The sequence below is a fragment of the Mycobacterium sp. MOTT36Y genome (genome assembly GCF_000262165.1).
Taxonomy (GTDB): domain Bacteria; phylum Actinomycetota; class Actinomycetes; order Mycobacteriales; family Mycobacteriaceae; genus Mycobacterium; species Mycobacterium intracellulare.
The window spans coordinates 2,009,728-2,022,391 of record NC_017904.1 but is presented as its reverse complement, the minus strand read 5'-3'; the positions used below and the strand labels follow the sequence as shown (position 1 = coordinate 2,022,391).

Here is a 12,664-nt window from a genome sequence, read left to right as displayed (position 1 = left end):
CACACGGTCACACGTCTTCATGGTTGAAGATGGTGTAAGTGTGCCCTGTGACTCCGGAATTTGTGTCTCAAGTTGGTCACGTTACGACGACGCTACGGCGGCGACGCGGGAAAACACCCCGAATAGTCTGTGCCGCAACCGTGTAGCGGCTCGCACTTGTCGCGCGCCTGCGGCTACTCCCCCGCGAGCGCCTCAATCAGGCTCTTGGGGCGGATATCTGACCAGTTCTGCTCCACGTACTCCAGGCAGTCCGCGCGGCTTGCTTCACCGAAGACCACCCGCCAGCCGGACGGCGTGTCGGCGAAGGTCGGCCAGAGGCTGTGCTGGTTCTCGTCATTGGCGAGCACCACGAAGGTGGCGTTGTCGTCGTCAAAGGGGTTGGCGCTCATCATGTCTCCTTCTCAGGGGATACGCGGACGGGCTGACGGTGGAACCCAACACCCGATCGGATAGCAGCCCCAGGCAGCTCAGGTTCGGGAATCCGGGGCCCTGGGTGAGTCCGGACAGGTTGGGCAGGAACAACTTAGGGGTGACGTCTGTGACGGACAGGTCATAACCTATCGCCTCCTGCAGCCGCTCCGAAGTCAGGGGCCCACCCAGACCGAGTTCGAGCAGATCAAGCGCGTCCTGGCTGAACAACGGTGCGAACCACAGCGAGTCGGCGCCGGAGCCGTCGATGACGAGATCAAACCCGTGGACCGTCTCGAGGTTCTCGCTTCCTCGGTTGGTGGACAACGTCAGCCGGATCTGCCCCTGCCTGCCCACCGCGTGGGCGACGCGGCCCCGCAGGTGGTGGATGCGGTCATCGGCCAGCAACGCCTCCTGCACGTTCGACGAAAACACGCCCCGGTCCGTGCGGGCCAAGGCATCTCGACGTTCGGCCAGGGTGAGGGCCGGCCAGTTGGTCGGATCGGAGAACAGCGAGTTCTCGAAATACCCCTCGCCGCGCGTGAACAGCGTCGCCTGCGGGGAGATGACGGTGATGCTCGAGACCCGGTGCCGGAACAGCTCATTGAGCATCGCGGCGGCCGTCTCACCGCCGCCGATCACCGCGACCCGCTCCGCGCTGATCCGGTCGTGATTGGCGGCGCGGTCCCAGAACTGGGCGATCGAGAGCACGCGCGGATTGCCCGGAAGCAACGATTTTTCGGCCTGGCCGGGCCCGGTGATCATCAACGCGTCGGCGTGCACGGTGGTCTCATGGGTGTGGATCGCCCAGCGGTCCCCGGTGACGGCCAGCCGTTCGACCTCGCCGTGCACCACATTCATGCCCACGTGGTCGGCGACCCAGCTCAGATACTGGCTCCACCGCCGATGCGGCGGCGCCGGCCTGCCGCGGTCGATCCACTCGGCGAACGACGCCGTGGCGATCAGGTAGGACTGCCAGCTGTAGCGGGTCATCCGCTCGTCCAGCTCGGCGTTGCGGCGCGGCACCAGCGCCGAGCGGTAGGGAAAGCCGACGTCTTTTTCCGGGCTGGTGCCCAGCCGGTGCGCACCGTCCGTCCAGCCGCCGCTGGCCTGCCAGTTCGCCGCGACGCCGATGCGTTCCACGGCGACCACGTCCGGAACCTCGACGCCCATGTCGCGCAATACCGACGCCTTGGCGGCGACGGCCACCGCCTTGGCGCCGGCGCCCACGATCGCCAGTGTGCTCATTTCACCACCTCCCGCAGTGAATCGATCCAAAGTCCTTGCAGCGCGGTGATGTCCGCGTCCGTGAGAATGTCGGGCAGCGCGCGCCACTGGGCCGCCAGCACCCGCTCCCCGCCGTATGTCAGCACCATCGCCGCGATGGTGAGCTCGTGGCGCACCGCCAGCTCGGGCTCGGGCACGGGCGACACCCCGGCGAGCAGCTCGCGCTCGAGCGTCAGCCCGGTGCCGCCGTCGGTGTGGGCGGCGCCAAGGTAATTCAGCAGCAGTTGCGGCGGCGGGAAGCCGGCGAGCCACGCGGCGGTGTCGTCCCGCAGGTAGCGCAGCAACCCGAAGTCGAGGCCATCGCCGGGGATCGAGGCCAACTTCTCCGCCACCTTGTGCGGGTCGTCGGAGTCCAGCCGCACCGGGTAGATGGAGCTGAGCAGGCCGACCGTGTCGCCGGTGTCGATGGTGTGCGCGCCGGGCCCGTCGACCAAAGTGTCCGCGCGGCCATGGGTTTCGAGCGCCAGCAGCGGAGGCGGGGTCGCCTGACCGCGTAGCCGGCGCCAGCTGGTCACCGTCGCCGCGGTGGCGGCGACCAACAGCGTGGGCAACGCCAGACCCGAATTCAGCAGCCGGCGAGTGAGGTCGGCGTCGGTCGCGACGTTGCGGACGATCAGATCGCGGGCCCGATCGCGGTCAGGGTCGAGCCGCCGGGCGCCGAGGTCGGGGTCGTCGCCGTCCAACTCCGACGCCCAGTACGGCGTGGTGTCCAGGCCGTGCGCCCGCGCGGTGAGCGCCTCGGCCCAGCGCCGATAGCTGGTGTGTTCCCGTACGGGGGCCGGTGAGTGACCGGTCGCCGCCGCAGTCAGGGCGGCACCGAGTTCACCGAGGATCACCCGCCACGACGCGGGGTCCAGCGCCACGACGTGCGCGGCCAGCAACAGCACGCTCTCGCCGGCCGGGGGCCGGAGCCACACCGCGGCCAGCAGCGTTCCCCGTTCGGGGTCCAACCGGTCGACGGCCCGGGCGACGTGGGCCGGCACCGCCGCGGCCAGCTCTGCGTCCACCTCAACTTCTTCGAGTGCCCCCAGGACGTCGGCGTCGGGCACCGGAACCAAGGTCATCGTGGAGCGGTCGACCCGGGTGCGCAGCACCTCGTGGCCGTTGATGATGCTTGCCAGCGCGGCGTCCAGCTGTTCGCGGCGCAGCGTCTCGGGCAGCCGGATGGCCTCGGTCTGGGCGAGCCGGCGCGGGTCGCCGTGCTCGTAGAGCCATCGGCCGTTGGGCAGCAACGGCATTGGCCCGCTTGCCTCGTCCACCTGCTGGGCCGCGGCAGTGGTTTCCGAGTCGATCGCTTCGGCCAGTTCGCGGATGTTGGTGCAGTCGAGGATGAGTCGGGCGCGCAGCGCCATTCCGCGCGCCCGGGCCGCCTGCACCACCGACAACGCCATGATGCTGTCCAGTCCCAGCTGCAAAAAGTCCGCGGTGACGTCGACGCTCGGGTGCCCGAGCAGTTCGGCGAGCAGGTCGGCCAGCGCGGATTCCGTGGCGGTCTCGGGTGTTGCCGCGCCGCCGGCTGATTCGGCGACGTCGGCGGCGGCCAACGCGGATTCGTCCAGTTTCCCGTTGGGGGTCAACGGGATTTCGTCGACCAAAACGATGCGCTGCGGCACCATGTAGCGCGGCAACCGGGTGCCGAGCATGGCCCGCAGTTCGGTGGCCGTCGGCTTGGCCCCCGCGGTATCGGTGGTCGCCACGTACGCGGTCAGCCGCGGGGCTCCCCGGTGCTGATGTACCAGCACGCCGGCGTGCCGGACGGCGGGATGCGATTCGAGGGCGGCGGCGATCTCCCCGGGCTCGACGCGGTGGCCACGGATCTTCACCTGGGCGTCGGCGCGACCGATGTATTGCACTGTGCCGTCGGGCAATCGGCGCACCAGGTCGCCCGTGCGGTACATCCGCTGCGCGGGCGCGAAGGGGTCGGCGACAAAGCGCGCCGCGGTCTCCCCCGCGCGGCCGATGTAGCCGCGAGCCAGCTGGGCGCCGCCCAGGTACAGTTCGCCCGTCGCGCCGCACGGCACCGGGCGCAGCCCGGAATCCAGCACGTATCCGCGGGTGTGCCGGGTCGGTCGGCCGATGCAGGGCTCGTCGTGCTCGGCGATCGCGGCGACCACCGCCTCGACCGTGGTCTCGGTCGGCCCGTAGCAGTTGTACGCCGTCATCGACGTGGCGTTGCACGCCTCGCGGATTCGGTCCCAGGCGGCGCTGCCGAGCGCCTCTCCCCCGAGCGCCAACACCGTCAACGGCACGTCGGTCAGCAGGCCGAACGCCTGCAGCTGGGCGAACATCGACGGGGTGGTGTCGATCATGTCGATGCCGTGCTCGGCGATCAGCGCGACCAGCGCCTCGGCATCGGTCTGGGTCTGCTCGTCGACCACATGCACGCCATGGCCGTCGAGCAGGGCGACCAACGGCTGCCAGGCGGCGTCGAAGGCGAACGACCAAGCGTGGGCGATGCGCAGCGGTCTGCCCAGTCTTGCGGCCGCGGGCCGCAGCACGCGGTCCAGATGGTCATCGGCGTACGCCCCCACCGCGCCATGGGTTCCGATGACGCCCTTGGGTTCTCCCGTCGTGCCCGAGGTGAACACGACATACGCGGCCCGTTCGGGCGCGACGTCGACCGGCGTGAATTCGTCGTGCGGCCGGCCGGCCTCGAGGAGCTGTGCGGTCAGCTCGTCGTCCAGGACGATCGACGCGCCGGATTGGCGCAGGATCGAGGTGACCCGCTCCGGGGGCATCCCCGGCACCAGCGGCACGCACATGCCGCCGGCCTTGAGCACCGCGAGTATCGCGACGACGTACTGCGGATCGCGGAAAAGGCTTATGGCGACCGGTGTTTCGGGCGCGACGCCCTTGCGGACGAGCTGGGCGGCCAGCCGGGTGGACCGGTCATCCAGCTCGCGATAGCTCAGCGTGCCACCCGCCCAGCTGACCGCCGGGCTGTCGGCCGCGCTGGCCACGACGTCGGCGAACCGCGCGTGAATGCTCCGCGGTGACGTCGCGGCGGGCGCCCCGGCGGCACGCAGCGGGGCAACCTCGTCGTCGAAGAGGACGCTGATCTCGCGCAGCGGCCGCGCCCAGTCCCGCAGCAGCCGCTCGGCGGTGGACAGCACCCGACGACCGAACGTGGCCGCGGGAATGGCGCCCAGCGCGCCGTCGATCACTTCGATCAGCACCACCAGCTCGCCGGCATCCATGTGGGCGGCGACGGCGATCGGGAAATGCGACAGGGTTTGCAGGGCGGATGGCCGGAAGGTCGCACCGCCGGCGGTCAATTCGCCACTGGAGGACAGCCCGTTCATCGGGAAGTTCTCGTAGACCAGCAGGGTGTCGAACATCTCCCCGACCCCGCCGAGGGCACGCAATTGGGCGTGCCCGAGATAGCTGTGCTCGCGCAGCAGGGCGGCGTCGCGCTGCACGGCGCGGCATTGTTCGCCGGCGCTGGCGGCCGGGTCCAGCCGCACCCGCAGGGGCACGGTGTTGATGAACAGACCCACCATGGTCTCGACGCCGGTCAGTTCGGGCGGCCTGCCGGACACCGTGACCCCGAAAACCACGTCGTCGGTGTCGGTGAGACGGGACAACACCAGCGCCCACGCCATCTGCATCAGGGTGTTGACGGTGATGCCACGCGAACGGGCCTCGTCGACCAACCGCGCGGTGGCCTCGGCCGGCAGGCGCAGTTCGGTGGTGCGCGGCAGCGCCGTCTGCCGTCCCTGCGTCGTCTCCACCGAGCCCAGGGCGGCGGCCAGCAGGGTGGGGCCGGGCAGGCCGGCGAGGTGCCGGCGCCAGACCTGCTGGCTGGCCTCCGGCTCGCGACTGGCCAGCCAGCCGATGTAATCGCGGTACGGCCGCGGCGCCACGGGCAGCGCCGACAGGTTGCCGCCGGCCTGGTACAGGATCATCATCTCGTTGATGAACACCGGCATCGACCAGCCGTCGATCACGATGTGGTGGGCGGTGAGCACCAAACGCCATTGCGCGCCGGGCAATTCGATCAGCAGGAAGCGGATGGCCGGCCCGTGTTCCAGGTCGAAGGGCCGGCGGCGTTCGCCGGTTTCCAGCGCCGGCACGTCCTCGCGCGCGGCGCTGACGGATCGCCACGGCAACTCGACGCGGGAGGGCACGATCTGCACCGGCCGCGGGATGCCGCGGCTGAAGAAGCTGGCCCGTAGGTTCGGGTGGCGCACCAACATCTTCTCCGCGCACTCGCGTAGCAGCGCGACGTCGAGTGCGCCGGAGATGTCGGCGGCCATGCCGATCACGTACGGGTCGTCCGCGGCTTCGCCGTCGGCGAACTCGGCGAGCGTGGTCAGCGAGTACAAGCCCTCCTGCAGGGGGCTCAGCGCCATCACGTCCTCGATGTCGGGCGCGACGTCGGTGTCGGCGGCCGTCATGTCGTGCCCTCACGTGACGACGACCAAAGTTGGGTCACCGCAGCCAGATCCGTGGACGAGAGGCCGGAGGTGCTCATCGGCTCGAAACGGACGTCGGCCGCCTGGTCGTCCCGCTCGGTGTCAGCCTGCCCGTTCCCCAGAGCGTCCACGGCGGCGGCCAGCTGCTGCACCGTCGGATTCTCGAAGATCATGCGCGGGCTCACGGCCAGGCCGACGGCGCGCGCCCGCGAGGCCAGCTGCACGGACAGGATGCTGTCGCCGCCGAGGGCGAAGAAGTCGTCGAAGCGCCCCACTTCGGGGGTCGAAAGCAGTTCGGCGAACACCTTGGCCAGCGCCCGTTCGGTGTCCGTGCGCGCCGGTTCGGTCAGGCCACCGGTGCTGACCGCCGGGAGCGGCAGCCCGGGCCGGTTCAACTTGCCGGACTCAGTCTTGGGCAGGACGTCGAGAACGGTCAGCGACGACGGCATCATGTAGCCCGGCAGGGTCGTGGCGATCGCGGCGCGCACCTCCCCCGCGAACGCCGCCTTGTCGACGTCATCGACGATGGGCCGTTGGGGCACAACATATCCGGCCAGCGACGTGCCGCCGTGCACCTCCCAGGTGCGCGCGGCCGCGGCGGCGACGCCGTCGGCCGCCGCGAGGGCCGCCTCGACCTCGGCCAACTCGACCCGGAAGCCGCGGACCTGCACCTGGTGGTCGGAGCGTCCGACGAATTCCAGTTGGCCGTCCTCGGTCCACCGAGCCAGGTCACCGCTGCGGTACAAGCGCGAACCGGGCTCCCCGCCATAGGGGTTGGCGACGAACCGCGTCGCGGTCAGGGCGGGCCGTTTCCAGTACCCGCGCGCCAGCTGGTCACCGGCGTAGTACAGCTCGCCCACCACGCCGACCGGCACCGGACGCAGCCCGTCGTCGAGGAGGTAGGCCTGCGCGCCCGGGACCGGCTTTCCGACAAGCGGATTCGGCAGGCCCAACGGCCCGCGGGAAACCGCGCCGGAGGTCTCGGTGGAACCGATGTTGTTCAGCAACTCGGTCGCACCGTCGTCGGCGCACACCGACACCAGCCGTTGCAGCAGCGACGTGCTGACCGGCTCGCCACCGCACACCAGCCGCGACAGCGCGCGCACGGCGTCGGGCCGGCTGTCCACCAACGCCGAGACCAGGCTGGGCACGGCGGTCACCTGGGCGACCGAATACCGGGTCATCAACTCCCCGAGGGCCTCGGGGTCGCGGTGCTCGTCGTCGTCGGCCAGGATCATGGTCGCACCGGCGGCCAGGCCGGCCAGCATCTCCATCCCGCCTTCGAGGAAGGTGATCGACGCCTGCGCCAGCCGCACATCCTCGGTCCTCGGCGGGTAGTGCCGCAGCTGCCAATCCAGCCGGGCGGCCATCGAACGATGGGTGCCCACCGCGCCTTTCGGCTTGCCGGTCGATCCGGAGGTGAACACCAGATACATCGGGTCGTCGGGATGGGGCCGCGGCAAATCCCGCGACTGGGGATCGACGTCATCGCGGTCCACCAGGTCGCGCACGTGGGGATCGTCCAGCGAAATCAACTCGACTCCCGCAACGTGTGGCATGGTCGCCACCGCTTCGGTCGTTGCGACCACCACCGGCGGCGCGACGTCGTCGAGCATGAATTGCTTTCGCGCCAAGGGGTAACCGGGGTCGATGGGGAAGTAACCGGCGCCGGCCTTCATGATGGCCACCAGCGTCACGACCAGGTCGATGCTGCGGCGGGTCGACAGCCCGACCAACGCGCCCGGCCCCGCCCCGTTCTTGGCGAGCAGCGCGGCCAGGTTGTCCGAACGGCGGTGCAGCGCAGGGTAATCGATCCGCTCGTCCCCGCAGCGCACCGCGATCCGATCCGCGTCCCACGCCCGACTCGGTTCCAGCAGCTCGGGTATGGTGCGCGGCCTGTCGTGCGGTGCCGGCGCGCCGCGGCTCCAGTCCTGCAGGATGCGGTGCTGTTCTCCCGCATCGATCAGCGCAACGTCGCGCAGGCTCAAGTCGAGATCCTCGGCGAACGCGGCGACCGCCCGCGACAGCCATTGCGCCAACCGCTCGATGGTCGTTCTGGCGTAGAGCTCGGTACGGAAGATGACATTGCAGTTGTAGCCGACGTCGTCGGTGCCGTCGGTGCCGAAGAAGTTGACGCTGAGGTCGGCGTGGGCCATGTCGAAGATGGGGTCCAGCGACGTGCACACGGTGTCGCGTCCATCGCCGCCCGCGGGGGCGGTTTCGATGACCCGCGTGGCGGACAGGTGATCCCGGACGTGCACGACGACCTGGAACAGCGGGTTGCGCGACAGCGAGCGCACCGGGCTGACACTGTCGACCACCCGGTCGAACGGCAGGTCTTGGTGGGCGTAGGCGGCCAGGGCCGTCTCGCGGGCCCGTTTCAGCAGTTCGCGCAGCGTCGGATTGCCGTCCATGTCGTTGCGCAGCACCAGGATGTTGACGAAAAAGCCGATCAGTTGGTCCAATTCGGCTTCGGTGCGGCCGGCGACCGGGGTGCCCAACGGAATGTCCACGCCGCCACCGGCCTTGTGCAGCACCACTGCCACAGCCGTTTGCAGCAGCATGAATTCGGTGATGCCCAGCTCGCGGCACAGCTCGCCGAGCTTGGCGCGGGTGGCCGAGTCGATCTGGAAGTCGACGGATTCGCCCTCCCCGCTGGGCACCGGCTGGCGGGGGAAGTCCGGGCGCAACCCGGTGTCCTCCGGCAGCCCGGCCAGCTTGCGGGTCCAGTACTCCCGCTGCTCGGCGGCGATAGCGGACTCCTGGCCGCTGGCGTCCCCCAAAAACGTGCGCTGCCATGCCGCGTAGTCGGCGTACTGCACGCGCAGCGGCGCCCAGGACGGCGCTTCGCCACCGCGTCGGGCCCGGTAGGCCGTCATCACGTCGGAGAACAGCACACCCGCCGACCAATGGTCAGAGGCGATGTGGTGCACGACCACCGACAGCACGTGCTCGTCCGCGTTCTCGGTGCGCAGCACCGCGACCCGGATCGGCAGTTCCGAGTCCAGCTCGAAGCAATGGCGCCGCTCGATGTCGAGCTGCTCTTGCAGCCACGCCTCGCCGACGCCCTCCGCGCGGCGCACCGGAACCTCGACCCCGACCGGGCCCACAACCTGATAGGGCACGCCGTCCAGCTCGACGTAGCTGGTGCGCAGGATTTCGTGCCGCGCGAGGACATCGCCGACGGCGGCGATCAGCGCGTCGACGTCCCACGGACCGGTCAGCTTGGCCGCGAAGGGAATGTTGTTGACCGGGCTGGGCCCGTCCAGGCGGTAGGCGAACCAGCTGCGCAGCTGCGACGCCGACAGCGGCATCGGCTCGTCGTGTGCGGTTGCGATCAGCCTGGGGCGCGACTGCGTCAGTTGGCCCGAGCTCAGCTGGTCGATCCGCTCCGCCAGCAGGCCCACGGTGGCGAGCTCGAACACGTCGCGGATGCCGAGTTCCACACCGCACTCCGCGCGGATCGCGGTGACCAGCTTGGTGGCGACCAGCGAGTGGCCGCCCAGATCGAAGAACGAGTCGTCGACGCCCACCCGCTCGTGTCCGAGCAGCCCCGAGAACAGCTGGGCGACCCGGATTTCGGTGGGGGTCGTCGGGTCGCGGTACTCGGTGCCGGCCGCCAGTTGCGGTTGCGGCAGCGCGGCGCGGTCGATCTTTTGATGGGCGGTGATGGGGATCTCGTCGAGCACCACGTAGGCGGCAGGGGTCATATAGTCCGGCAGCGCGGCGGCCACCCGGGCGCGGATGCGTTCGACGTCAACGGTTTCCGTGCCGGCGCCCTCGGCCGGAGTCACGTATCCCACCAGGCTCTTGCCCAACTGCGGCAGGTCCATGGCCAGGACGACGGCTTGCCCGACACTGGGGTCGACCGAGATGGCGGCGGCGATCTCGCCCAGCTCGATGCGGAAGCCGCGGATCTTCACCTGCTCGTCGGCGCGGCCGACGAACTCGATGTCGCCATTGGCGTTACGCCGGGCCAGGTCGCCGGAGCGGTACATCCGCCCGCCCGGGGTGAACGGGTCGGCGACAAAGCGCTCGGCCGTCAGCTGCGGCCTGCGGTGGTATCCGTGCGCGACATGTGTTCCGGCGATGTAGATCTCACCGATCACCCCGGCAGGGACGGGCCGCAGCGCGTTGTCGAGCAGGTACACCTGGGTGTTGATCTTGGGCCGGCCGATCGGCACTATGCGCGTGCCCTGGGCGCCTTCCACCGGGTAGCTGGTGCAGTTCACGACCGTCTCGGTCGGTCCGTAGAAGTTGTGCAGCGACGCGTCGAAGGTGGCGTGGAACTTGTCGGCGATCTCGCCGGGCAGGGCCTCCCCGCCGATGGGCACCCGCCGCAACGTGCGCCACTGGCTGACACCGGGTAACGACAGGAAGAGTCCCAGCAGCGACGGCACGAAGTGCATCGACGTAATGCCTTCGCGCGCCAGAAGATCGGTGAGGTAGCCGATGTCGCGCAGTCCGTCCGGGCGCGGAATCACCAGCCGGGCACCCATGATCAGGGTGCCGAAGATTTCGCCCATCGACACGTCGAAACTGGGCGACGCGACCTGCAGCAGCCGGTCGGTCTCGTCGATCCGGTACTCGTCGCCGAACCAGACGAAGTACTCGGCGATGGGCGCGTGGGGCACCGGCACGCCCTTGGGCAGTCCTGTCGAACCCGAGGTGTAGATCAGGTACGCGGTGTTCTGCGGGCTCAGCGGCCGCAGCAACGCGGTGGGCGCCGTGGTCGGATAGCTCTCCAATCCGGAAACCGGTTCGCGCAGCACCAGTTTGGCGTCCGCATCCCCGAGAATGAAACTCAGCCGGTCCTCCGGGTAGGTGGGATCCACCGGAAGGTAGACGCCACCGGCTTTGAGCACGCCCAGCGCGGTGATGACCAGTTCGGGTGACTTGTCCAGCAGGACCGCGACGCGATCCTCGGTGCCGATTCCTTGCTCGATGAGCCAGTGCGCCACGCGGTTCGACTCTTCATCGATTTCGCGGTAGGTGTAGGCGCGCCCTTCGTAGACGACCGCAACGGCGTCGGGCGTGCGCGCCGCTCGCCGGCTGACCAGCTCGGACAAGGTGCTGGCCGGGGTGACGAATTCTTCACCGGTCGACACGGACCGCAGCCACTCGGCGTCTTCGTCGTTCATCAGCGCGCACGCCGACAGCGTCACGTCGGGGTCGGACAGCACGCTGTCCAGCAGGGCGGCGTAGTGGCGCAGCAGTTGCTGCACCAGCTGCTGATCCAGCACCTCGACGAGGTACTCGGCCTCGATGACGCCGCCGCCCAGGCCATCCGGCGTGCGGTTCAACTCGACCATCAGACTCAGCGGCAGCTGGTTGAAATGACCGCGCAACTCGGCGCGCTCGCAGCGCACGCCCGGCGGGCAAAAGCCGGCGCCGTCGGGCTCCCGCTGTCCGAAGCTGACCCGGGTCATCCGGTCCGCGCCGTGCCGGCGGTCCGGATTCGACTCACGCACCAGCCAATCCAGGTCGGCGCGCGAATGAGCGAAGGCGCCCACCGCGCCGTCCCGGGTCTGGGCCAGCAGTTCGCGGAACGTCTGGTGTGGCCGCGGCCGCAGCCGGACCACCACGGTGTTGCCGTGGTACCCGATGACATCCTCGGTTCCCACCCCGCGGTTCAGCACCGGGGCCGCGAACAGGAAGTCCGTCGACTGCGTGTAGCGGTGCACCAGGGCGCCGAACGCGGCCATCAACACCATGTAGGGCGTGGCGCCCGTCTCGCGGGCCAGCGCGGCCGCCCGGTCGACGACGTCCGCCGACAGTGGCGCGGTCGCGCGTTGCGCGCGCCAGGTGCTGGGCACCACCGACCCATTGGGGCCGGGAAGTTCCAGTGGCTCCGGGAGATCGGCCATCAGCGGCCGCCAGTAGTCCAGATCGGCCTGACGGATCGCGGTCGGGTCGGTGGCGAGATCCGGCAGCGCCGGCGCCGCGGCAAAGCCGTCCGGGTCGGTGTACGCACGGGTCAGGTCGGCGAAAAACGGCGCCCACGAGCCGTCGTCCCAGGCGATGTGATGCGCGGTGATCAGCATTATCAGCTCGTCGGCGCCCAGGTGCGCCACGGTGACGCGCAGGGGTGAATCCTTGCTCAGGTCGAACGGACGGCGAAAGTCCCGCTGCGCCAGCACATCCAGCCGCAACCGGCGGGCTTGATCGGCCAGTCCGGACAGGTCGTGCTCGGACCATTCGGGGTGTAGGTCGTCGCGGACGACGGGCCGCGGGTCGCCGTCACCGTCGGTGTCATACGTCGTATGCAGTACGGGGTGACGCGCGGCGACGGCGTCGACGGCGCGATGTAGCCGAGCGGCGTCCACGGCGCCGAGGAGGCGATAGGAGACGCAGATGTTGAGCAGCGCGCTGTCGGGATCGACCGACTGCACGAACCACATCCGGTGCTGGCCGGCGGACATGCGCGGCTCGTCGTAGGTGGCCACGGAAGCCGCGCCCGTCGGCCTGGCCAGGCCGCGTTCAGCGAGCTTGCGGCGCAGCAGTTCCAAGCGTTCCTCGTCGAGACGGGTGCCGGCGCCGGTGGTGTCTGTCAC

4 protein-coding genes are annotated in these 12,664 nt (G+C 69.8%); all 4 read right to left on the bottom strand.

What is annotated here, in order from left to right; translation table 11 throughout:
- Window positions 1–173 precede the first annotated feature (173 nt).
- The 4 genes from W7S_RS09380 to W7S_RS09365 are packed head-to-tail and all read right to left on the bottom strand — an operon-like array spanning window position 174 to window position 12,664.
- On the bottom strand, window positions 174–389 hold the full coding sequence (locus W7S_RS09380; RefSeq protein WP_008255573.1) for an MbtH family protein: 216 nt from the start codon (window positions 387–389) through the stop codon (window positions 174–176).
- Complete coding sequence (mbtG, locus tag W7S_RS09375) at window positions 370–1,656, bottom strand: NADPH-dependent L-lysine N(6)-monooxygenase MbtG (RefSeq protein ID WP_008255571.1); 1,287 nt, start codon at window positions 1,654–1,656, stop codon at window positions 370–372. Before mbtG ends, W7S_RS09380 begins: the two co-directional genes overlap by 20 nt.
- A complete protein-coding gene (locus W7S_RS09370) occupies window positions 1,653–6,092 on the bottom strand; it encodes a non-ribosomal peptide synthetase (RefSeq protein WP_008255569.1) in 4,440 nt (1,479 codons plus the stop codon). The genes mbtG and W7S_RS09370 overlap by 4 nt, the downstream gene beginning before the upstream one ends.
- Window positions 6,089–12,664, bottom strand: a complete 6,576-nt coding sequence (locus tag W7S_RS09365) for a non-ribosomal peptide synthetase (RefSeq protein ID WP_008255566.1) — start codon at window positions 12,662–12,664, stop codon at window positions 6,089–6,091. The genes W7S_RS09370 and W7S_RS09365 overlap by 4 nt, the downstream gene beginning before the upstream one ends.